Genomic DNA, 23176 nt, shown 5'->3' on the forward strand with positions numbered 1-23176 from the left:
TTATCTGGGTTAATTAATAGCCTGGGTTTTGTGGTAATCCAACCGGGTTGATGCTTCTTTCGCTTTGTGGAATAGGGTATAAATTGTTTCTTTCGGAGACCGAGTTTTTGGCCGTTACTTTTTTTACTTCGGTAACCAGCGTTCCCCAGCGGACCAAGTCAAACCATCTTTGGCCTTCCTGAACGAATTCTTTTTTACGTTCTTCCTGAAGTACTGCTCTGAAAGAAGCCTGTGTTAATCCGGAATAGTCAATCGTAGCATCGGGAGTACCTATCGGTTTTCCGTAAGCTCTTCTTTTTACTTGATTTAAGTATTCGTAAGCTTCGGTTGTTGGTCCGTTTTTTTCGTTGATTGCTTCGGCATAAGAAAGTAAAATATCAGCGTAGCGAATCAGCGGGAAATTGATGGCCACATTACCGGGAGATGCCAGATTGGTAAGATCCAGGTATTTTTTAAAAATAGGTTTCGGGAAGGTATATAACGATCCGGTCGCCGGATTAAACAATTGTTTGGCATAACTAACATCTCTTCGCGTGTCTTCTGTGGCATATATATCGTAAAACAGAGCCACATCTGAGATAATATCTGCGGGTTCAGTTGCTGTAAATCCGGTAAAAGAAGTCGCCTGAAAAGTACTGCCACTCGAACCATTTCCGGCTTGGTTGGGCTCGAATTGAACAGAGAAAATATGTTCCTTTCCATTCTTTTTAGCTTTGTTGAATACATCGGCAAAGTTTTCAAAGAGAGCGTATCCATAACCTCCGTTAATTACTTCTTGTGATTTTGAGATAGTTTTGTCCCAGTCTTTTTGGGTGATATATACTTTTACTAATAGCGATTTTGCTGCTCCGGATGTAGCACGACCCACATCGTTTGCGGCATAAGACGCAGGCAAATTTTCCGCTGCTGTTAAATCGGAGATAATCTGCGTGTAAACTTCGGCTACTGTTGCTCTTTTTTCCTTTAAATTTTCAACATTAATAGATGTTGGCTCATGTAAAACAATCGGAACTCCTCCCCAAAGGCGTACTGCCTGAAAATACAGTAGTCCTCTAATGAATTTAGCTTCATTGATCAATCGGGTTTTGATTACTTCTGAGCCTGAGACTTTCGGAATATTGTCAATAGCCACATTGGCTCTGTTGATTCCGGAATAAATCTGACGCCAGGCTACCTGAACACGATCTGTCGTAGCATCGTGTGTTAAACTGCTCAGGGCTCGTACCTGCGGGTTTGTTGCCGAAACTCCGGCAGCAGCATAATCGGAAGCCATATCGGTAAGGAAATACAGATTTCTGCCAAATAAACTTTGTTCGCCGGGATCATTATTCAAAGAGGCATAAACAGCCGTTACACTTGCAATGGCATCATCCTGTGTGATAAAGTATTTGTCTTCGGTAACAAAAGAAATAGGTGTTACCTCCAGATCTGTGCACGATAGCAGCAGAGTTGTACTGAATAGAATCGTTAGTAGTATTTTTTTCATCGTTTTATTTTTTTTCTTAGAAAGTTAAGTTCAGACCGGAAACAAATGTTTTGGAGTTTGGATAAGCGCCAAAGTCAATTCCGGGGTATAAATTGTTTTGTTCGTAGGAACTTACTTCAGGATCATAACCTTTGTATTTGGTCCAGGTAATCAGGTTTTCTGCAGAAACATAGAATTTCACGCTGTTGGCTCTTAATTTTTTAGCCACGCTTTTGGGTAATGTATAACCTAAAGTGATTAGCTTTAATCTTAAAAAAGAAGCATCTTCAACATAACGTTCCGAAACGATTGCCAGTGGAGAGCTGGATGCCCTTGGGATTTCAGTATTCGGGTTAGTCGGTGTCCAGCGATCTTCAAGAGCAGTTGAAGCATTGGTTCCAAGAGTGGAAATCTCTAATTGTTGATTTAAAGCATTAAAAACTTTTCCACCGTAAGAGCCTTGAAAGTTGACTTGCAAATCAAAATCCTTATAAGAGATGGTGTTACTGAAACTCCCTACAAATTTGGGTTGTGAGCTTCCAAGATCTCCTTTGTCAGCTGCTGAAATTATTCCATCTCCATTAGTGTCGACATATTTGCGGTCTCCGACTTTGGTATTGGCGAGACTGTTTATTTTAGGCTGCGTATTAATTTCTTCCTGAGTCTGAAAAATTCCATTGGTTCTGTATCCCCAGAAAGTTCCCAGAGGTTTTCCGACTTTTACAATTACAGGTTGTTGTTGCAGTAAAGCTCCGTTAGGAACGATTGGAAAAAATTGAGTAACTCCGTTTCCTATTTCAAGAACTTTGTTGGTATTGGCCGAAAACACGATATTAGAGTTCCAGGAGAAGTTATCCGTTTTTAAGTTTTCTGTGATCAGACCAATCTCGATACCTTTGTTTTCAACTCCTCCAATGTTTTGAAGTACAGTCGCATATCCCGAAGTAAGCGGCACTGGTACATTGATGAGCAAATCATTTGTTTTTTTGTAATACACATCAAAAACAAAATTTATTTTTCGATCTAATAAGGATAAATCTAAACCGATGTTGTACTGATTTGTTTTTTCCCATTTTAGATCCGGATTTGCCAGTCGGGTAGGGGCTAATCCCGTGTTGATAGTACCTCCGAAAGCATAATTAACAGAGCCCATTGAGGCCAGAGAAAGATAATTTCCAATTTCCTGATTTCCGGTTGTTCCGGCACTTAATCTCAGTTTTGCTTCTGTGATACCTTTTAAGTTTTTGGCAAAATCTTCTTCTGTAATATTCCAGGAGAATCCCGCAGATGGGAAATACCCCCAAAGTGATTCCGATCCAAATCTTGAGGATCCGTCGGCGCGGGCAGAGAGCGTAAAATTGTAACGGTCTTTATAAGAGTAATTTACTCGTGTTAACCATGATTTCAATACACTTTCGAAAGCATCGCTGTACGGCTTTGCAGGCACACCATCTTGTAGAGCATTGTAAAGATTGTGGTCATTTACAAAGGTATTCGCTCCTGCAGTTACGACTTCACCTTTGGTGTATTGAAGGGTATATCCCGCCAAAGCCGAGAATTTATGATGGTCTCCAAAACGAGTCGTGTAATTCAGTGTGTTTTCATTCAAGACAGAACTTACCAGTCTGTTACCCACAGAAGCCAATCCTTTGTTTGCTGCTCCGGTTGTAGTATACGACGGCGCATAATAATTTTGTTTGGTATGGATCACATCACCGCTTACAGCTACTTTAGCAATAAGGGCTTTGGTTATTTTATATTCTCCAAATAAACTGCTTAAAATTCTATTGATTTTGGTCTCATTAACTGTATTCACAAGATCATTAATCGGATTGGAGATGTAACCGTTTGTTGAGGTCGCATAAGGGTTTTTGGTTACATTGTAACTTCCGTCAGGGTTTCTGATCGGAACTACAGGAGCAATTAGCAAAGCACTCACTAACGGGCTCGGCTCGCGTCCTGAATTGGAAGAACCAATTCCATTTGAAGCTGAATTAGTGTAGTTGATATTGACACCAAATTTAAAGGCCTGAGAATAATTTTTTTCGTAATTTGTTCTTAGCGAAATTCTTTTGAAGTCCGTTCCGATTACAACACCATCCTGGTCAAAATAACTGGCCGAAATAGAGTATCTCGAGCGGTCATCACCCCCTGAAAAAGTCAATTGATGATTCTGAATGGGTGCCGCTGTTCTAAAAGCCGCAGACTGCCAATCATAATTTCCGGAAGTTTTAAAATCCTCAATTTGTGCGGGAGTAAAAGAAGGTGCCTGACCGATGCTTGCCTGAACATCATTGCGCAAACTTGCCCATTGCGAGGCATTCATTACACTTAGCTTTTTTGACACAGATTGCACGCCGAAGTAACCTTGATAGGAGATGCGATCGATACCTTTTGTACCCTTTTTTGTTGTAATAAGTATAACTCCATTTGCTCCTCTTGAACCGTAGATGGCGGTAGCAGAGGCGTCTTTTAATACTTCGATAGATTCAATATCACCCGGATTGATAGTAGATAATACATTAACTCCGGCTCCGGCCAGAGCGACTCCGGCGGTACCATTAGAATTGTCATTGTAAACCAGTATGCCATCTATAACGTAAAGTGGTTCGTTACCGGCAGTGATTGAATTTCCTCCTCGGATACGGACACTTGATGAGGCACCGGGACGTCCTGAACTTTGTGTTACCACTACACCCGGAACAGCTCCTCTTAATAGATTATCTGCCGATGAAGTAACCTGAGCAAGATTGGCTTTTGGAATAGAAGCTACAGAACCTGTAATGTCTTTTCTTTTTTGTGTACCATAACCAACAACGATTAGCTCGTCCAGTTCCTGACGTTCTTCTTTAAGATTGATGGTAACAGGATTTCCTTCAACAATTACTTCTGCTTTTTGATATCCGATATAACTTACGATCAGGGTATACGGAAATTTTTGACCGGTTTGAAAATAAAATTTTCCTTCTGCATCTGTTACAACGCCATGTGTTGTTCCTTTGATGGTTACAGAGGCTCCGATAATAGGCTGATTGGTAACGTTATCTACTACTGTACCATCAAGTTTAGATTGTATGAGTGGTGTGGTGTTTTGGGCATTAATTCCTGCCGAAAGCAGCAAGATCAAAAGTAATGAGTATATCTTTACTATTTTTTTCATTTCTTTGTATTGGTTTTAAGTAATTAACAAGGAGCCTTGAAAGTTGATTTTTCAACTCTCTGATGGTTTCCTTTATTTCACGATAAATGTTGTTCTTAAGCCTCGCCATTTCTGTTGCCGCAGAAATGGCTTTTTTTTTAGTTACAGCAGCAGCTACGCATTTTTTTCATTTTTGTTTGTTTAGTTATTAATTTTTTTTGGATTGTAGGTATGGTGTCAATAATCGGTTTCTTGCAAATCAATGCAGTAGACAGATCATTGTAATTTTAGTAAATAGTTCAAGTTGACGGTTGTAAAATGTAAGTTTGAGAGGTGTTATGTTTTGATTGATTATTTCTGATTGAAATATCATATGCATAAACGTTTGCCTATATCTATTTATAAACAAAACTTACCGTATTCAACATCTCACAACTCACAACTTGAATTAAATAGTCTTGTGATGATTCGTTTGCTAAATCAGATTGATTTTTGTGATTAAAGAATAATCAGCGGTAACGAATTAATGGCGAAGTTTAGCAACAGAAGCACATATAACAAAAAATGTTAGATGTATATTTTTTAGGTAAAATGTAGTACGAAGTGCTTTCAGTTGTTTTCAAAATATAGTTTTTTGGGTTTTAAATATGATTTTAAACTCTACTAATTCTATAGACAAAGTTAATTTTAATATAATAATATCCAAAAAAAAGTTTAATTATTTTTTTTTATTGTTAAAAGGGACTGGCTTTTTAGCTGTTGGTTTAGCTGTAATGTGTTGTTTTATATGGTGTTGTGGTTTGTTTGTCTTTGAATTTCTTGCAATGGGTTATTTTTATGTGTATATAGAAATGTAGTATTTTTTATTCAATTTTAAGGTCTTTGTTTTCTTGATTAGCCTTGAAGAAGAAGTTAAAATGTCAGATAAATAACAATTACAGTTATAGAAAATGATTTTAGTTTCAAACTAGATTCGATTTAAATGGTGATTCTGAATAAATTAGACTAATTTTATAGACATTAAAAAACGACTGATCTTTTTACACCATCTATTGCAAAGACGCTACTGTTTTTTTAGCTGTATTTGGCGTAGTATATATTTATAAGAATGATAAAAGTTAATAAAGTTTTAACCGATGGTGCCGCAATTAGTTTGAAATCACCAATACAAAAAATTGGTTTGGAAAATACGCTTGATTGTGTTTTGGGAGAAACAATTTATGCACCAATTTCAACCTCGGCTTTTAGACTGTCAACAACAGCCGGTTATGCTTTTATTCATAGTGAAAGACATCAGTACGATCTGATTCGTGATGTGTCGATTGCAGATCGTCTTGGTTTAAACTTAAAAAGTACAGAAGCGTTATGGGTTGAGGCGGGTACTTTTATGCCGGAGCATGCTGATACAATTGTAACGGAAGATTATGTTATGGCCAATGATAAATCGATTTTGATTACCATTATGCCCGAACAGTTTGCAGGTGTTTCTGACAATTTGAAACCAATCGCAAAAGGGGATATCGTTTTTGAAGCTGGCATTCTGATTACTCAGGAGGTAATTGGTTTTTTGACTTCTTTGGGAGTTATGGAGGTTGGTGTTTGTGAGTTGTGAGTTGTTAGATGTTAGATGTGAAATCGACTTCGCTCAGGTTTACAAATGAAATTTTGAATGGGTAAAATACCTTTTTATCGTTTTTAAAACTATGTTCCTATGTGTTAAAATAATTACGTCCAGTAGGCATAATTAATGTTTTTCGGAAGAATCTAAAATAAAAATTCTTTGCTATGAAACCGTTAACTGTATTTATTCTTTGTGGTGGTAAAAGTGCCGATTTGCAATCGGATAGAGGCTTGGTTTTGTTTCAGGGTAAGCCTTTTATTGAACATATTATTCGGGCAGTTTTGCCAATTACAAAAAAGATAAAACTTGTTACGACCACAAAAGAATACAATTATTTAACTTGTAAAAAGATACCAGACATTATTACCGACAAAGGACCATTGGGTGGAATTTACACGGCATTAATGAATTCTAAAACCGAGTTTAATCTGATCCTGAGCTGCGATATTCCATTGATCTCAACTCAATTATTATTGGAGTTGATTTCAAAACATACGGAAGAAGCCGGAATTACGATTTTCGAATCTTCCAGTAAGATGCATCCGCTAATTGGAATTTATTCTAAAAAGATACTGCCTGCCATAAAAGAGGCAATCGATAGTAATCAATTGAAAGTGATGGATTTGATTGCCAGAACGCCACATCAGGTTATTGCGATTGGAGAAAGTGAAAACTTTCATTTAAGCAATACTAATTCGGCTGATGAATTAAATGACTTTAATATCAATATTTGTTAAAAGAAATGCAAAAAATAAAAACACCAAAATTAACGGTTGTAGGAGCCGGCCCCGGTGATGCTGAATTGATTACACTTAAAGGCATAAAAGTCTTAGAAAGCGCCAATGTAGTGCTTTATGATGCATTAGTTAACGAAGAATTGTTGCAGTATACAAAAAATGCTGAGGTAATTTTTGTTGGGAAACGTTCCGGTTGTCATGCTTATACACAAGATCAAATTAATGAACTGATTGTTGTAATGGCTAATCGTCATGGACATGTGGTGCGTTTAAAAGGTGGTGATCCTTTTATTTTTGGAAGAGGAAGTGAAGAAATTGACTATGTGGAAAAGTACGGTTTAGAAACAGATATTGTTCCCGGAATTTCGTCAGCTTTAGGTGTTCCGGCTTCGGCAGGAATCAGTTTGACGCAGCGTAGGATCGCAGACAGTTTTTGGGTAATTACCGGAACTACTTCTAATCATGAACTATCTAAAGACATACATTTGGCTTCAAAATCGGCAGCAACAGTGGTGATTTTGATGGGCATGCACAAGCTGCAAGAAATCATCGCGATTTATAAAGAAAACAGAACAGATGACCTTCCCATTGCCATAATCCAAAACGGAACGAAAGCAACAGAGCAAAAAGTGGTTGGTACGATACATACAATTGCGCAATTAGTTGCAGATCATAAAATTGAATCACCGGCGATTATTGTGATTGGTGAGGTGGTTCGAAACAACTCAAAGTTAATATCTTATTTTAAAGCACATTTTGATGATGAATTTATATTGCAGAATCTGGATTTGGAGTGAGTTATGAGTTGTGAGATGTGAGATGTGAGTTGTGAGATGTGAGAAATTGATGCTGAAAAAATGGATTGTTTAGGTAAATTAAGAAGTAAGAGCCCGAAACCCGGGGCATGATTGGCTTTGTCTTATCCCTAATGTACCTGCTTATGATGAAATGGCAGCCCCGGAGGGGCGTTATATTTATAGATAGAGTGTGAAATAATGGTGTTAAGCTCCGGAGGAGCGGCATATACAATTTGTATGTCGCTCCTCTGAAGCTTAAGAAATGCAACAGTGAGTCAAAAAATATTCTAAATTCTTGTGTTGGATTTATTTATTATTGCACAGCAACAATCGATTCATAATAAAAAAAACAATTCGTGCAAATTCGTGCAATTTGTGGCAAAAAAGAGGATAAATTCAGAAGAAAGAGCCTGAAAAGCATGCTGTAATAGACTTTGTTTTATGCTGTATACGCCTGTTTAATTTTATTTTTGGTCATAAAAAAGGGCTTAACTTTTAGAGTTAAACCCTTTTTGCGTGTTATTTCTTTTTTGACTTTGATTTTTTTGCTTTTTTCTTGGCTATTTTTTTTGCTTTCGCTTTATCCTTTGCTTTTTTAGCTTTTTCTTTCTTTTTGGCCTTAGCTTTTTGTTTTGCCTTTTTAGCCTTTTCTTTCTTTTTATCGTTTTTGGCTTTTTCTTTTTTCTTGGCTAATTTCTTTTTCTCTTTTTCCTTGTCTTTCATCTTTTTCTTCTTCTCTTTTGATTTATCCTTTTTAATAGTTTCTTCCTTGTTTATAACAGAATCTTCACTTGATGTATAAGCTTTTACTTCTTTTACTTCATTATTTAAAGGAACTGTAGGAGCTATTTGTACTTTTGGAGTAACAACTTTTTTGATTGGAGCTTTTGTAGCAATGGTTTTAACAGTAGGTGTTGCAGGAGTGGCTTTTGGCTGTGCTTTTACAACCGGTTTTGCTGCTGCGGTTTTTACTGTTGCAGTTTTTGTTGTTGTAGCATTAGCAGTTGTAGTTTTAGCTGCTGTAGTTTTAGCTGTGCCGGTGGTCGCTTTTACCGTAGTTTTAGTTGCCGGTTTTGCGGTTGTAGTTTTTCTGGCTGCCGCTGTACGTGGGGCTTTTGGCGCTGCAGGAGAAGCTGGAGCAGTTGGTTCTTTTTCTACGGTAGGTTGTACGCTATCTGTTTGTGGTAAATCAGAATTTTGTGGGTTGCTTTCGTCGTTCTTTTGTTCCATGGGATATATGTTTTATAATTGAGAAATAGTAAACTGACTAAGAATGAAAGAATTACGAATGTTTCTAAAAGGTTAATTCCTAGTTAAGTAAATATAATCAATTTAAGAATACACCAATGTTAAGTTTTATCGGAATGAAGGAAAAATAGGATTATTTAGGTGTAATACCACTTTAATGACTCTAAATATTTGAATATAGGGATAATAAAGAGAGTAAATTACTGTGATTTTGTAGTGACAAAAAGTAAAGTGATTGTAAGAAGCATGGGAAGCCCAATTTTAAGGGCTTCGTTTAGAAAAAAATGGCAGAGAAAATATATTAAAATTACAAGCCCAGAGATGCTTTTATCAATTCGAGATTGGCGGGCGTATAGTTTATTTTTAAAGCCTCCTGATGTCCTTTGTCAGACATTTTATCCCAGGTTTTTTTGATGATGTTTTTTAGTTTTTCCTCATCGTGTTTGTGCACAAACGGATCCAGATAGTATTCTAAAAAGACAAGACATATCACATCTTCCAAGAGTTGTGTTTCAGCGTCTTTTTTGAGTAGTTTTTTTTCGATTAAAAAAGAAACGCGGTCAATAAAGGTACTTTCATAACCTGCTTTTTCTAAAATGGTGGCAGCCGTTTTTGCATGGAATTTTTTTAGTTCTTCTCTCCATTTTAAATACCCTACACGATCCATTGGGTACGACTCGCGGGCAACTTTCCATCGGCAGATATGTTGCGCTTTTGCAGCAATTTGAACTTCTTCTGAGGCTTCAGGACTAAACTGCATAAGTTTTTTGTACATCCTGTTCGAATACAATAATTCCTTCGGATATTCGATATTTTGGTCTGTTTCGATGTTCGGATCTTGCGCGTTTTCAGCATCAATCCATTCGCTTGCTTTTTGAAAAGGTGTACTCATTTTGGTTGTAAAAATAGATGTCAAATATACATAATTATTCTGTAAGGAAAAGGAATACTTCATAACCAATGGTCTTTGGTTCTGTTGTGAGACGAAAGAGGTAAGCTGTTTTTTTTTGTTGTGTCAGTTGTAAATTTTAAATGTAAAAGACATTAAAAAAGTAAGAATTGTTTCGTTTTTTTATATCGGAGATTCTTTTTGAAACGGACTGTTTTTCTTAAATTTGATTAAAATCCACTTAAAAAAATCATAAAAAAGAGACCCGGCTGATCTTTGGCCCGGTTTTTTCAAGTGTGAGGACATAATAAAAAAATTAAATGATATGAGAAAAGTACTTTTACTATGTGTAGTAATGTCTGTGATGTTAAGCTGTAAGTCAACTGCGGTTAAAAATTCGAATACAAAAGAAACAACTTCTGCAACAAGTTCAGAAGAAGAATTGGGTTCTGTTTATTTTAAAGCGACCGGAAATGAGCCGTTTTGGGGATTGAAAATAGGAAATGAGAAAATTGTTTTTACCTCGCTGATTGAAGGCATGGAAGCTATTAGTTTTGATGCTGTAGAGCCTATCAGAGCTATGGATGCTAATGTCAAGATGTATAAAGTAAATAACGGAAAAATTACCGCTACAATTACAATTCAACAGTTGGATTGTCAGGATACGATGGCAGACGTGGTTTCGCCTTACACCGTTAAAATAGAAATCAATGGTAAGACCTTAAATGGTTGTGGTAAATACATTACTGATTATCGTTTGCACGATATCTGGGTATTGGAAGAATTAAATGGTAAAAAAGTAACGCTTTCCGATTTTCAGAAAGAATTGCCACGTATCGAGATTAATTCAACGGAGAATAAATTTATGGGCTTTGGAGGTTGTAATTCTATAGGAGGAACAATCTTTTTTGAAAAAGGAGTACTTCGCTTTTCTGATGTAGTTTCGACTCTAATGGCTTGTGCACCTGGAAATAAAGAAGGCGAATTTGTAAAAGCTTTACAAAGCACTACAACTTATTCGATTGGAAATCTTAGACTGACACTTTCTAATCCTGATGGAACATTATTGGTGTTCAAAAAAGTAGATTAAATACAGTCTTTTAAATAAAACTAAATTTTGCCATTCCGAGTCTGATGATTTTCTGAAGTTTAATGCTGATAAAATGCCGGCATAACCAAGAAAAATTCCAGAATTGGAATGGCAAAATACGTTTTAAGTATAAACAAGTGTGTAAATAGTAAACATATTGTATACTTAACATTTGGTTGAAACAGAGATTTTACCTGAAAAAGTGTTCAAAGAAAAAAACATTTCTATCAGAAAGTAAAACTCTATTACCTCTATGTTTACTGAGATTTTTTTTCGCGCAGATTTATTCAGATTGTTTTTTAGAAACAACAGAATAAAAGTATCTGCGTTATCTGTAAAATCGGCGTGTATAAAAAACTTTGCAGGCAGGGTTTTGTGTAAACCTTTGCGAGTTAAGTGTTAAAAAATGGCTGCACCCAATGTGCTATAATTATTCTATTTCTTTTGTTTGCTCTTCTTCGCTATCTTCAATAAAATCAAGTTCTAAAGCTCTTACGGTCTGAACGGCATTTCCGGCAATACCACGAATTGATCCGTACATTCCCAAAGTATTATGAACCACTTTTTCAATTTGTTTTTCACGCTGTTTCCAAATACGTTGCATGGCTCTTTTTTCAGAATCCAGATCGCTTTGCATTTGGGTAAAGCCTTCCACAATTCCTTCTACCTGCAAACGAAATTCATTGCTTGTCAGGAAATCATACAACATCGACATTTTGTCTCCTTTGTTTTCCTGCGCCTGAACGGCCTGACTAACTTGTATTAATGATTGGCGTAAAACAGCACTTAAGCCTTTAAATTCTTCGTAGGTACAAATCCAGATTCCGTCTCGCATGCCCATTCGATCCATTCCGGCGGGCATCACTTCGGTAACTAAAACTCCGATATTGGCTTTTTTGGTTCTAATATCATTTTTAAACTTCTCGATCCACGCAGGTTGAAAAGCTTTGGTTCTTTTGCTTTCGTAATAAATTGAACCACAATTTTGTAATTCACGGGTGTTTACAATTTGTAGACAATCGGCTCCGTTTGCGCCTTTTTTTACTTCGTCGATTGTGTCTAAAGGGAAATTACTGGCCAGCCATTCTTCAATTGCCAATTCCATTACTTCACCTTGCAATTGCATAGAACCTTGTTCTTGTTTGCGTTTCATTTCTTCGATCAGCTTTTTCTGATCGTCAGATTGTTTTTGGTATTCCTTTATTTTTAATTCGTTTTTTTCCTCTTCCTGCTTTCTGATTTTATCTCTTTCTAAAATTAAAGTGGCGTTGAGCTGTTTCTGTGCTTCCGCTTCAATGGCTTCTTTCATTTCGAGTTTTTCCCGTTGAAGTTTGGCAATTTCACCTTCCATTTTGTTAAGTTCACGGAGTTTTTCTGATTTCTCGGAAAGTTCTTTTTCCATGGCAAGCAAACGATCTTTGTTTTCCTCGTTGAGTTTGGTTTTTAGCTTTTCTGTAATTTCTTTTTCAGCCGTTTTTTTCTCGCGTTCGAGACGTTCTGCAAAAAGTTCATTTTCCTGCTTCTTTTTAGCCTCAAATTCTAATTTGGCTTTTTCCAATTGCTCGTTTTTAAGCTCTAATTCTTTGGCCTGAGCAGTAGCTTTTTGCTGGTATTCTTTACGAATACTGTCTTCTAATTGATGTTTCAGAATGTCGTTGACATCGATAGTTGTTCCGCAGTTTGGACACTGAATTGAAGATTGCTCGGCCATTTTTATTGATTTTATTGAGGTACTGTAATTTTTTGCTAAGGTATTTAAAAGTTGAGGCTTTTTTGCCACGAATTGCGCGAATTGCCCGAATTTTTTTGAATCCTTTTTTTCGGAATTCAATTTTAAAAGGGCAATTTAAATATTTCTTAAAAGTAATTATTATGGATTACCATAATTAATTTAAGTTGCTAGTTATTAGTTATAAAATGTAAAATGTAAAATGTAAAATGTAAAATGTAAAATGTAAAATGTAAAATGTATACTGTAAAATGCGAAGTGATAACCTGAAAGGGTAAATGTTTTAATTGACGGATTTTCTTGCCTTTAAGCGTATTGTTGTTGTATTTTAGCGATTTGACACAACTATATGTTCGTACAATGTAAAATATAAATCAATTAAACAAAACTTTTTACATTTTACAGTATACACTATACATTATTATTCAACTAGCAATTTGAATTAATTAAGTAAATTCGTGGAATTCGTGAAGTTCACGGCAAACCATTTAACACCAACTAAAAAGAAAACTATGGAAAAATCAACTATTGAAGAAATCAGGGAACGTTTTGATAATGATGTCGAGCGATTCTCTAATTTAGAAACGGGACAAGTCGCTACTATTGATGCTGTCATTTCTTTAGAATTAATTACCGAGGCCTCGAAGAGAATTGTTCCGAACGCGATAAATGTTTTGGACATTGGCTGTGGTGCCGGAAATTATACTTTAAAAATGCTTTCAAAAGTACCGAATCTGAATTGCACTTTAGTTGATTTGAGTTTGCCAATGTTAGAACGGGCTTTCGAAAGAGTATCAAAAGAAACAACTGGTAGCGTTGAAGTAAAACATGGCGATATCAGAGTGGTAGATTTACCTCAAAACCATTTTGATATTATTTTGGCAGGGGCTGTTTTGCATCACCTAAGAGATGATCGGGATTGGGAAACTACCTTCAAAAAGATATTTGATTTGTTAAAACCGGGAGGTTGTTTTATGATTTCAGATTTAATTACGCAAGACACAGAGTTGTTGAATACCTATACCTGGCAGCGTTACGGCGATTATCTGGAAGGAATCGGTGGAGCCGAGTACCGCCAGAAGGTTTTAGATTATGTAGAAAAAGAAGATTCTCCAAGATCAATGAATTATCAATTGGATCTGATGAAAGAAATAGGCTTTAGTAAAGTGGAAATTCTACATAAAAATATGTGTTTCGGGGCCTTTGGTGGAATTAAATAATACAAGCTGTTTAAGGAACGAGACGGAAAACAAATTTTGGAAATTAAAAAAGTAGATGATTCGGAAATAATGAATCAATTTTTCTAATTCTCGGAAAAAAAGAAATAAAAAAATCCGTTTAACCCGCGTAAAAAACAGCGCTCCAATATTCATTTTTAAATCAAACAAAAAAATAGGGTTTCATCAATAAGAACCCGAGTAAATTTCTAAGATAAGCTGTCTCAAAAGGACAGCTTTTTTTGTGGTTTATGTTTTTTAGAATATGCAGCAGAGGTTAAAACTAGATAATATACAATTGTTTTACAGTAAGATAATATATATTATATGTATATCAATTAAATATTTTTATGAAAAAAAAATATCATGTAGAAGAGATTAAAAAAGGAGGCGATTTTGAAGCTGAATTTTTTAATCGATTTTATGATAGGATGCTATTTAAAAAACCACTAACCTAAAAAGAACCATTATTTTGAAAAAAAACTACTTTTTTGCTGCAGTTTTTCTGTTTCAGTTCTTCATTTCCTTTGGTCAAAACCCAATCGGATGCGGAACCAAATTATCACCAAAGGAAGAAGCTGCCTTTCTCAAATCGTTATCTAAAATTAAAACATGGAAAAAATCGGGTACCCGGAAAACCGTTGCTACACCTTATATTGTTCCGGTGGTGTTTCATATTCTTGCAGATGGGACTAACATCAACAATGTTTTTACCAAAGAGCAGATGAAATGTAGAATTGATGATGCATTGCTTACGGTAAACAAAGACTTTAACGGGCTGTTTCCGGAATACGCTACTACCGATCCCCGCTTTGATGCGGTCAAAAGTAAATTAAACATTCAGTTTGTTTTGGCTACTGTTGATCCGGAGGGAAATCCGTTGGATATTCCAGGTTTAGACTGGCATCCTGAAGCGCATGTGGTAGATGGCTACGATGCTAAAATTTATGATTATATCTGGTACGGTAAAAACAATAAATATTATTTGGATGTTTTAGTTGTAGACGAACCCAATACAGGGCAGGGATCAGTGGGTTCGGGACATGCCTTTTTACCGATTCAGGATGCTATTCCGCGTGTTGCTTACAATCACAGATATATTGGGAGTACATGTGGTTCCCATGCGAGCGCTACTTTTGCAAAAGTAATGACACATGAGTTTGGGCATTATTTTGGTTTAAAACATACTTTTCAGGATGATTGTGATGCTGTTAATGATGGTATGGCCGACACTCCGCCAACCAAAGTTGCAGAAGGTTGTGCCCGAAATGTACTAAATAGCTGCGGCGTTTACCCCAATGCCGAAAACCATATGGATTACAATACAGATTGTCAGAACATGTATACCAGAGACCAGACCAATGCCATGACGTATTGGTTAGATGATCTGACTGTTGCTAAATACCCACGTGGACTATTGTGGCAGCAAAGCAATCTTAGTTCTGTTGGGGTAATTGAAACAGCTCCTATTGCTAATTTCAACAGCAATACAACCGCTATTTGTTCCGGTAAGACAATCTTTTTTAAAGATCGTTCTTTGGGACTACCGAGTTCCAGAGTCTGGACTTTTGAAGGGGGGACTCCGGCAACATCTACAGATCCCAATCCGGTTGTGATGTACAATGCGTCAGGAAAATACAAAGTGACATTAGAGGTGACAAACGCTCTTGGAACGAATACTAAACAAGTGTTGAATTATATCGAAGTAGATCAAAAATCGGGGGTAAATTTAGCAGAAAATTTCACCGGTGTTTTCCCTCCTTCAGGTTGGGAGGTTACGAATCCGGACAATGGTCTAACCTGGGAAAAACGAAAAGATGTAGGGCATAATGATGGTTCATGTATGATTATGAACAATGCAGATAATGCGGCGGTAGGGGCTTTGGACTACATCAGATTGCCTTATCTTGATTTTACGGCGGGGCAAAACAGTCAGTTGTTTTTTGATGTGGCCTACACCAAATTTGATGATGCAAGTCCAGATGTTTTAAAAGTACAGGTTTCTACAGATTGCGGCCTTAGCTGGAACGATGTGTATTCGAAAACACATACACTTCTAGAGACCACAGCAGTTCCAACGGCTTTGGCAAATAATTGGATCCCGCTTACCGATGCCAACTGGCGAAAAGAAATCGTAGATCTTTCTGCTTATCAGGGAAATAATAATGTCTCTATTCGTTTTGCAAATGTATCAGGTTACGGAACGAGAATCTGGATAGACAATGTAAATGTTGCTGTTACTCAGGCTACGACTCCCGTTTCTGATTTTACATCTAATGTCAGAGGAACGCGCTGTTCTAGCGTTACGACTCCATTTTTAGATGTTTCAACAGGAAATCCAACTTCATGGGAATGGTCTTTCCCGGGAGGAACACCAGCGAGTTCTACTGAGAAGAACCCAATAGTTACATATGCTACACCAGGATCGTATGGAGTGACACTTGTTACCAAAAATGCAAACGGAACAGGAACAACGATAACTAAAAGTAATTTTATAACGGTTGTAGATCCTGACAGGGTTTCTTATACGGAAGGTTTTGAAAATACTTTTCCTCCGGCAGAGTGGGAAATCAGTAATCCGGATCATAAATTAACATGGGAAAAAAGAGCCGACGTTGGGCATAATTCCCTGTCTTGTATGGTAATGAATAATGCTGATAATGGAACAGTGGGTGAGATTGACGAAATTATTCTGAAACCGGTTGATTTATCGGTTGGAATAACTGACTTCTCCTTTGATGTTGCTTATGCTAAATTTGATGCAGTGAGCCCTGATGTTCTTGAAATTCTGGCATCAAAAGATTGCGGTCTTACCTGGGAAAGTGTTTATTTAAAAACACATATGGAACTGGAAACTTTTGTTAGCACAGATCCAAATAACTGGATTCCAAGTTCGGATTCGCATTGGAGAACAGAAAGAGTGTTGTTGTCCAATTTTAAAGGAGTACCAAATGTTTTGTTTAAGTTTAAAAATACTTCCGGATACGGTTCAAGAATATGGATTGATAATTTGAAATTTACTTTTGACAGTAAAGCAACGCCATTTTCAGAATTTGTAATCGAGAGTCAAAGGCAGTGTAGTGATTTGCCGATTGTTTTTAAAGATAATTCAACTGGGGAGCCTACCGCATGGTCCTGGTCATTTCCGGGTGGTACACCGGCTACTTCTACAAGCGAAACACCTGCTGTAGTTTACGATAGTCCGGGAACGTATAATGTTACTTTGACAGCTTCTAATTCTTACGGTACAGGATCAGTTATGTCAAAAACGGGAGTTGTAGTTGTAAAAGGTAAAAATAGTATTCCTTTCTCAGAAAATTTTGAAGGAAACTTTCCTATTGAGGATTGGGAAATCAGTAATCTGGATAAAGACGTTATTACATGGGAAAAACGTTCGGATGCCGGTAAAGGGGATTTGTCTTGTATGGTCATTAATAATGCCGATAACCCTACTGGTATGATAGACGAGTTAGTTCTAAAAGCAATGGATTTTTCTTCTGCTACGAGTCCGTTTTTATACTTTGATCTGGCTTATACGCAGTACTTAAATGCTTTTGATCCTACTCCGGCTCCCGATCAAATAGATATTACAGTATCTTCAGATTGTGGCGTTACGTGGACAAATGTGTATTCTAGAAATCAATTGCAGTTGCAGACCGTTTCGCCTCCAATTCAGGACGATCCTGCAACAACGGGCGCAAATGAAACCAACGATTGGATTCCGACTAAAGATTCTGATTGGAGAAAGGAAAAGATTGATTTAAGTGTCGTGAAAAATCAAAAGAATGTTTTGATTAAAATAAAAAACACTTCCGGTTATGGAACCCGAATCTGGTTTGATAATTTAAAAATAGATAACGGCTCTAATTTGGCTGTAACAAAACCAAAAGGATTAAATAATCTGGCAGGAGTTCAGGTGTATCCAAATCCGTCCAATAATGTGTTTCATTTGATAACGCCTGCTGCGGATCAATATACGGTTACTGTTCACGATGTGGGAGGCAGGACGATTTATAAAGAAACTTTCCAGGGAGAGTATAACAATGATAAAAGTATTAATCTTTCCGGGAAGACAAAAGGGGTGTATTTTCTAAATGTGACTTCTTCGACAAAGAAGTCGTACACACAGAAAATAATCAAGCAATAATTTTTAGAAATTTAGTTGCCACAACCCGAGCGATAGCGAACTGGCGAAGCAATTGCACTAATTTGCACGAATTAAATTTTAAAAAGTTTTATAAATAATCAGTTTAATCCTTTTAATCTGTGGCAGACCTAAAAAAAAACTGCCACAGATTTCACAGATTAGAAGGATTATTTTTTTATTTATAGTTGTGACGCAGCAATTGAGTTCGGAGTAAAAGCATAATAATTAGTAAAAAATATTGCCACAAATTGCACTAATTTTTACGAATTAAATTTTAAAAAGTTTTTATAAATAATCAGTTTAATCCTTTTAATCTGTGGCAAAAAACAACAGCTACAAGTTAAAAGGATTTTTTTATTTATTGTTGTGATGCAGCAATTGAATTCAGAGTAAAAACAAAAACAATTCGTGTAAATTCGTGCAATTGCTTCGTCAGTTCGCTATCGCTCGGGTTGTGACAAAAAAAAGTTATGAATCTGATGCAGGAAAATTGATCTTTAGTGTTTTACAACAGTTGAGTCGTTTTGTAAACCTGAACCGGTGCTGATAAAAAAGGTTCGCTTTTAGAAATAAAATCCAGTAAATAAGATTGATTGTTGTGTAAATCAAGTCCGGTTTGATCTTGCCATTCTTCCCAAATGATAAATACATTTGCTGTGGTATGAAGATCGTATCGGATACAGGCCGCTTCTTTTCTGGTTTCATTCACCAGATGAGAGATCATATTTTGAATTTCGGCTATGTGTTCTTTATTACTTTTTATGATAGCTGTTATGGAGATCATGGTTGTAGGTTTTTAAAAGTTTCTTCTAAATGGTTGGTATAGTCGTGTTTAAAGATAGCAATATTTTCTGTTGTAGCACCTTTTTCAACATCGTGAAAATGAAAACTGTTTACAGGCTCCATTCCGGTAAACTTATTCATTTTATGAAAACCAAACATTACACCATCATCAACGCTGGTTTCGTCAAAGAATTCGCCGGGTAAGGTGAAAGCCGTTTTTGGTGCATTCCAACTTGTGGTAAGCATGTATTTGCGACCGTGCAGAAGCCCTCCGGTTCCGTAATTCAGGTCCGGATTTACGCGGCTTCTTCCGTCACTTTTGTAGATCCCGTTTTCATGTCCCTCAGTAAAAACATCGTCGATGTATTTTTTGAAAAGATTTGGTATGTGAAACCACCAAACCGGTGTATGGTAGATAATTAAATCGGCCCAAACGAATTTTTCTACTTCTTCGCGTAGATTGATATCGTCTTCAACATGGGTTGTTTTTATTTCGTATTTGTTATTTTGAGAAAGAAATTCAATGGTCCAGTCCTGAACGGTTTGATTGAATTTTCCGCCTGAGTGTGCAAATTTTTGCCCACCGTTTATTATAAATATTTTTTTCATTTCTTATTGTTTTATTTTATTAAGAGTATCGTGTGAGGGGCAGGAGCGATATCCTTTTGTTTTTTTCTTTAAAAAGCAAAAGATAAAGCGGATGACCCGACCCGCTTTTTCTGCGGGGCACACCCAAATTAATGTTATGGTTCTATTTTAGGATCTTTATTTTATTTTTGAAATAGCCTGACTGATAAATTCTAATTCTGAAGCATCAAGATCAAAATGCATTGTTTTTGCATTTGAGATGGCTTGTTTTGCATTTCTTGCTCCGGCCAGAACTATTGTAATTCCTTTTTGTAAAGTCGTCCATCGTAAAACCAACTGCGCTAAACTGACTTCTTTTGCGTGTGCTAAGGCACTCAATTCTTCAATTAAGGTTTTTACTTGTTGAAGATCAAACTGACCAAAATAACCGTTTCTATGGTCGTTGTCTTTTAGTTTGGTGTCGGTAAAGTATTTTCCGGTCAGCAAACCTCTTTCCATTGGACTGTAAGCTATGATTCCGATGTTCTCCGCAACGCTAAGCGGAATTAAATCGGCTTCTATTTTGCGATTCAGCATGCTGTAGGGAACCTGATTTGAGGCCAACGAAATTGTTTTTTGAGCTTCTGCTAATTGCGAAACATCATAATTTGAAACTCCGGCAGCTCTGATTTTCCCTTCTTTAATTAATAAATCCATGGTTTCCATAGTTTCCTGAATTGGAGTAGTGGAATCAGGCCAGTGAATTTGCAGTAAATCAATATAATCGGTTTTTAGTCTTTTTAGACTTTCTTCTACTTCTTTGATTATATTTTCTCTGGATGCGAATTTGTAAACCGGTATTTTTTTTCCGTTGTCGTCTGCATCAAAGAAAAAATCTCCTTTGCCTTTATTGCTTCCGTCCCATACCAGACCAAATTTGGTTAACAATTGTACTTTTGATCGGTCTTGTGATTGTAAGGCTTCACCAATCATTTCTTCGCTTAAGCCAAATCCGTAGAAAGGAGCAGTGTCTATTGTGGTAACGCCGTTGTCGATTGATGCATGAATGGAGTCGATTGAATCTTTCTTTTCGTTTCCGCCCCACATAGTGCCTCCAATTGCAAAGGCACCATAGGTTATTGCTGATAATTCGAGTTCAGTATTGCCTAGTTTTCTATATTCCATAATCGTTTTGTTTTGTGCTTTAAAAATTATGAAGCAAAATTATACTGTTTTTATGACTTGTAATTTGTATAATTTTGTCTTTTTTAGGTATATTTGCAACTTGAATCAAATTAGCTGCAAAATGGGAAAAGAAAACTTATACGAGCCTTTTACGGTTTCATTCGAAACTCTGGACGAATATCCTGATGTTGGAGACCGTCATAATTTTTTTGAATTGGTCTACATTCTAGGTGGAACGGGCTCACAATGTATCAACAAAAATATCTTTGAGTATGATGCCGGACATTTGTTTTTACTGACCCCCGAAGATTGTCATAATTTTACAATTGAGACCAAAACGACATTTTTCTTTTTGAGATTCAATGATATTTATTTGAAAAATTCGAGTTTACAGAATGAAAATATTCAGCGATTGGAATATATTCTTCAAAACGCCAATCATCAGCCGGGGTGTATTCTAAAGAATGATTCCGATAAGTGTTTGGTGAAAGTAATGACCGAAGCGATTATTCGGGAACATGTGGATAAAGATGTTTACAATCAGGAATTGATTCAGCAATTGGTCAATACGCTGATTATTATTGTGGCTCGAAATATTGCGAAATACTTACCGGAACAGGTAAATATTGGTTGTGAGGCCAAGGCTATAGATATATTGCAGTATATTCAGAATAATATTTATTATCCCGAGAAAATAAAAGCCGAATCGATTAGTGCGCATTTTGGAATTTCAAATACCTATTTGGGGCGTTATTTCAAAAAACATGCTAACGAAACGATGCAGCAATACATCAGTAATTATAAAACGAAATTGATTGAACACCGTTTGCAGTTTAGTGAAAAAAGAATCAATGAAATTGCCTATGAATTCGGATTTACCGACGAAAGCCATTTTAATAAATTCTTTAAAAAGCAAAGAGGAAATAGTCCTTCAGAATACAGAAGAACAATCCGGATTAGCGCTTAAAAAAAAGTTAGACACGAATTACACGAATTTTCACTAATTATTAATTTTCTTAGTGTAGCGTTTTTTTGCCACTGATTAAAGGATTAGAATGATTAGTGCCTAAAGAGAGTTTTTTGCCGCTAATTGCACGAATTTTTACTAATTATTAATTTTCTTAGTGCAGTGTTTTTTTGCCACTGATTAAAGGATTAGAATGATTAGTGCTTAAAGAGAGTTAAACACGAATTACACGAATTTGCACTAATTATTAATTTTCTTAGTGCAGCGTTTTTTTGCCACTGATTAAAGGATTAAAATGATTTTACTTCTTAACCACCCGCAAAAAAAAATTAGTGGAAATTCGTGTAATTCGTGTTTAATTTTTTTCTGCAAGTGTTTTATCTGCTTTTAATCTGGAATCAAAAAACATTTTGATAGTGCTTAAAAAAAAGTTTTTGCCACTAATTGCGCGAATTTCTACGAATTAATTATTTGCTATTCTTAGTGCTGAGTTTTTTGCCACTGATTAAAGGATTAAAATGATTTTACTTCTTAACCGCCTGCAAAAAAAAAATTAGTGGAAATTCGTGTAATTCGTGTTTAATTTTTTTTGTATGTGTTTTATTTGTTTTTAAATCTGGAATCAAAAACCATTTTGGTCGTGCTTAAAACTTTGATTTTTTGTGCGTCATTGTGATTTGGATTGATTAGATAATTAAATTCCTGAGGCACAATGCTGCTGGGAACTTTTAATATGGCTGCCTCATTGTAGTTTACAAAATCATCCCCAATGGTTTGTGTTATTAAAGTTGGTGGTTTCGAGTTCCATTCTGGAGGTAAATCGTTTATGTTTACTTCCTGGATCGTTATGTCGTCCGGTATTTCGATTTCTACATAAAAACGATCATCCGGTAAATCTTCGCTTAAATCCAAATGAACAGCAACTTCCAGTGTTGCTAATGCTCTGCTTTCAGCAGTGTAGGTCATTCTGGTGTTGAAGCTATTCCAGCGAAAACCATGGGACATTGACGCTCCAATCCCTTTTAAAGTGGTAGACAGGTATTTTTCTCTTTCGATTCTGTAGACAATCATCAGGCTAAATTTCCAAATTCCAGACGGTTTAAGCTAAATTTAACCTCATTGATTCCGGTGATGGTATCGAGCATGTTTTCGGGTGTGTTTCCGCCAATTGAGAGGTTTGGCTTTTTTAGCCATCGTTGAAATTTTTCCTCTTCGTTATTGAAAACTTCGAGACCGTAATCGATTAATTCGTTGATTAAGATTACCAATTCACTGTCTCTGCTGTCTAATAAAAGATGTTCGCTTTTCTTTTTGTTATAAGTAGTTTGTGGGATTCCGACTATGGTTAAAATTGATTTTACAGGATTGTTTAGTCTTCTGCTTATCACTTCAATTGAATCGTATGGAATTCCCGACCTTATCACTTCAACACGCTCCAGTTGATTCCCCCAGCTGTATACTTTTCCATCAGAGTTTAAAGTAGATCTTTTAATTGAGATTACTTTTCCGGATGCATTTTGTATACTTCTTTTAGTATCAAAAGGTTCTGTTTTTTGCTTTGCATTTTTCATGATACAACTGATTTGCTGTAAATA

At 36.2% G+C, this 23176-nt stretch carries 17 protein-coding genes; 7 read left to right on the forward strand and 10 right to left on the reverse strand.

The features are described 5' to 3' along the window. Positions 1 to 13: 13 nt before the first annotated feature. Positions 14 to 1486: a RagB/SusD family nutrient uptake outer membrane protein gene (locus tag G3A47_RS14830; RefSeq protein ID WP_166923664.1), complete on the reverse strand. Its 1473-nt coding sequence runs from the start codon at positions 1484 to 1486 to the stop codon at positions 14 to 16. 16 nt (positions 1487 to 1502) lie between these two features. Further along, the gene (locus G3A47_RS14835; RefSeq protein ID WP_166923666.1) at positions 1503 to 4625 is read right to left on the reverse strand and encodes a SusC/RagA family TonB-linked outer membrane protein; all 3123 of its coding nucleotides are present in this window, start codon (positions 4623 to 4625) and stop codon (positions 1503 to 1505) included. A gap of 1087 nt (positions 4626 to 5712) precedes the next feature. Here G3A47_RS14835 and G3A47_RS14840 point away from each other — a divergent pair. The 3 genes from G3A47_RS14840 to cobA all read left to right on the forward strand — a co-directional run bounded on the left by G3A47_RS14840 (position 5713) and on the right by cobA (position 7759). Further along, on the forward strand, positions 5713 to 6216 hold the full coding sequence (locus G3A47_RS14840) for a molybdopterin-binding domain-containing protein (RefSeq protein WP_166923668.1): 504 nt from the start codon (positions 5713 to 5715) through the stop codon (positions 6214 to 6216). 173 nt (positions 6217 to 6389) lie between these two features. Beyond that, complete coding sequence (locus tag G3A47_RS14845; protein ID WP_166923669.1) at positions 6390 to 6962, forward strand: molybdenum cofactor guanylyltransferase; 573 nt, start codon at positions 6390 to 6392, stop codon at positions 6960 to 6962. 5 nt (positions 6963 to 6967) lie between these two features. Then, positions 6968 to 7759: a uroporphyrinogen-III C-methyltransferase gene (gene cobA / locus G3A47_RS14850; RefSeq protein WP_166923671.1), complete on the forward strand. Its 792-nt coding sequence runs from the start codon at positions 6968 to 6970 to the stop codon at positions 7757 to 7759. Positions 7760 to 8278: 519 nt separating this feature from the next. Here cobA and G3A47_RS14855 read toward each other — a convergent pair. Next, positions 8279 to 8989 carry a hypothetical protein gene (locus tag G3A47_RS14855; RefSeq protein ID WP_166923673.1) on the reverse strand — a complete coding sequence of 237 codons (711 nt, stop codon included), beginning with the start codon at positions 8987 to 8989 and terminating at the stop codon, positions 8279 to 8281. A 325-nt stretch (positions 8990 to 9314) separates the two neighbouring features. After that, positions 9315 to 9899 (reverse strand): DUF4202 domain-containing protein, encoded by a 585-nt coding sequence (locus tag G3A47_RS14860; RefSeq protein ID WP_166923860.1) that lies wholly within the window; start codon positions 9897 to 9899, stop codon positions 9315 to 9317. Between the two features lie 322 nt (positions 9900 to 10221). Between G3A47_RS14860 and G3A47_RS14865 the strand changes: the two genes are divergently transcribed. Further along, entirely contained in the window at positions 10222 to 10986 is a 765-nt protein-coding gene (locus G3A47_RS14865; protein ID WP_166923675.1) for an META domain-containing protein, read from the forward strand. Positions 10987 to 11416: 430 nt separating this feature from the next. On the opposite strand, the gene G3A47_RS14870 is transcribed toward G3A47_RS14865, so the two are convergent. Then, positions 11417 to 12697: a DUF2130 domain-containing protein gene (locus G3A47_RS14870; protein WP_166923677.1), complete on the reverse strand. Its 1281-nt coding sequence runs from the start codon at positions 12695 to 12697 to the stop codon at positions 11417 to 11419. 530 nt (positions 12698 to 13227) lie between these two features. Between G3A47_RS14870 and G3A47_RS14875 the strand changes: the two genes are divergently transcribed. Both G3A47_RS14875 and G3A47_RS14880 read left to right on the forward strand, forming a co-directional pair. Next, positions 13228 to 13935 (forward strand): class I SAM-dependent methyltransferase, encoded by a 708-nt coding sequence (locus G3A47_RS14875; protein ID WP_166923679.1) that lies wholly within the window; start codon positions 13228 to 13230, stop codon positions 13933 to 13935. A gap of 469 nt (positions 13936 to 14404) precedes the next feature. Continuing rightward, positions 14405 to 18079 (forward strand): PKD domain-containing protein, encoded by a 3675-nt coding sequence (locus tag G3A47_RS14880; protein ID WP_166923681.1) that lies wholly within the window; start codon positions 14405 to 14407, stop codon positions 18077 to 18079. Between the two features lie 505 nt (positions 18080 to 18584). Here G3A47_RS14880 and G3A47_RS14885 read toward each other — a convergent pair. The 3 genes from G3A47_RS14885 to G3A47_RS14895 form a co-directional block, all read right to left on the reverse strand. Then, entirely contained in the window at positions 18585 to 18863 is a 279-nt protein-coding gene (locus tag G3A47_RS14885; RefSeq protein ID WP_166923683.1) for a putative quinol monooxygenase, read from the reverse strand. Next, positions 18860 to 19471: an NAD(P)H-dependent oxidoreductase gene (locus tag G3A47_RS14890; protein WP_166923685.1), complete on the reverse strand. Its 612-nt coding sequence runs from the start codon at positions 19469 to 19471 to the stop codon at positions 18860 to 18862. Before G3A47_RS14890 ends, G3A47_RS14885 begins: the two co-directional genes overlap by 4 nt. A gap of 156 nt (positions 19472 to 19627) precedes the next feature. Next, on the reverse strand, positions 19628 to 20614 hold the full coding sequence (locus G3A47_RS14895; protein WP_166923687.1) for an aldo/keto reductase: 987 nt from the start codon (positions 20612 to 20614) through the stop codon (positions 19628 to 19630). Positions 20615 to 20735: 121 nt separating this feature from the next. Here G3A47_RS14895 and G3A47_RS14900 point away from each other — a divergent pair, with 121 nt between their 5' ends. Continuing rightward, entirely contained in the window at positions 20736 to 21581 is an 846-nt protein-coding gene (locus G3A47_RS14900; protein ID WP_166923689.1) for an AraC family transcriptional regulator, read from the forward strand. A gap of 600 nt (positions 21582 to 22181) precedes the next feature. Here G3A47_RS14900 and G3A47_RS14905 read toward each other — a convergent pair. Then, on the reverse strand, positions 22182 to 22652 hold the full coding sequence (locus G3A47_RS14905; protein ID WP_166923691.1) for an RES family NAD+ phosphorylase: 471 nt from the start codon (positions 22650 to 22652) through the stop codon (positions 22182 to 22184). Next, complete coding sequence (gene parS, locus G3A47_RS14910) at positions 22652 to 23152, reverse strand: type II RES/Xre toxin-antitoxin system antitoxin (protein WP_166923693.1); 501 nt, start codon at positions 23150 to 23152, stop codon at positions 22652 to 22654. The genes G3A47_RS14905 and parS overlap by 1 nt, the downstream gene beginning before the upstream one ends. Positions 23153 to 23176: the final 24 nt, after the last annotated feature.

Origin of the sequence: Flavobacterium poyangense (assembly GCF_011751075.1) — a bacterium.
GTDB lineage: Bacteria > Bacteroidota > Bacteroidia > Flavobacteriales > Flavobacteriaceae > Flavobacterium > Flavobacterium poyangense.

Coding starts and splice junctions, on each gene's coding strand:
- G3A47_RS14870 (WP_166923677.1), bottom strand. CDS start 12,697: ATGGCCGAGCAATCTTCAATTCAGTGTCCAAACTGCGGAACAACTATC.
- G3A47_RS14900 (WP_166923689.1), top strand. CDS start 20,736: ATGGGAAAAGAAAACTTATACGAGCCTTTTACGGTTTCATTCGAAACT.
- G3A47_RS14890 (WP_166923685.1), bottom strand. CDS start 19,471: ATGAAAAAAATATTTATAATAAACGGTGGGCAAAAATTTGCACACTCA.
- G3A47_RS14895 (WP_166923687.1), bottom strand. CDS start 20,614: ATGGAATATAGAAAACTAGGCAATACTGAACTCGAATTATCAGCAATA.
- G3A47_RS14830 (WP_166923664.1), bottom strand. CDS start 1,486: ATGAAAAAAATACTACTAACGATTCTATTCAGTACAACTCTGCTGCTA.
- G3A47_RS14855 (WP_166923673.1), bottom strand. CDS start 8,989: ATGGAACAAAAGAACGACGAAAGCAACCCACAAAATTCTGATTTACCA.
- G3A47_RS14840 (WP_166923668.1), top strand. CDS start 5,713: ATGATAAAAGTTAATAAAGTTTTAACCGATGGTGCCGCAATTAGTTTG.
- G3A47_RS14885 (WP_166923683.1), bottom strand. CDS start 18,863: ATGATCTCCATAACAGCTATCATAAAAAGTAATAAAGAACACATAGCC.
- parS (WP_166923693.1), bottom strand. CDS start 23,152: ATGAAAAATGCAAAGCAAAAAACAGAACCTTTTGATACTAAAAGAAGT.
- G3A47_RS14835 (WP_166923666.1), bottom strand. CDS start 4,625: ATGAAAAAAATAGTAAAGATATACTCATTACTTTTGATCTTGCTGCTT.
- cobA (WP_166923671.1), top strand. CDS start 6,968: ATGCAAAAAATAAAAACACCAAAATTAACGGTTGTAGGAGCCGGCCCC.
- G3A47_RS14905 (WP_166923691.1), bottom strand. CDS start 22,652: ATGATTGTCTACAGAATCGAAAGAGAAAAATACCTGTCTACCACTTTA.
- G3A47_RS14865 (WP_166923675.1), top strand. CDS start 10,222: ATGAGAAAAGTACTTTTACTATGTGTAGTAATGTCTGTGATGTTAAGC.
- G3A47_RS14860 (WP_166923860.1), bottom strand. CDS start 9,899: ATGAGTACACCTTTTCAAAAAGCAAGCGAATGGATTGATGCTGAAAAC.
- G3A47_RS14875 (WP_166923679.1), top strand. CDS start 13,228: ATGGAAAAATCAACTATTGAAGAAATCAGGGAACGTTTTGATAATGAT.
- G3A47_RS14845 (WP_166923669.1), top strand. CDS start 6,390: ATGAAACCGTTAACTGTATTTATTCTTTGTGGTGGTAAAAGTGCCGAT.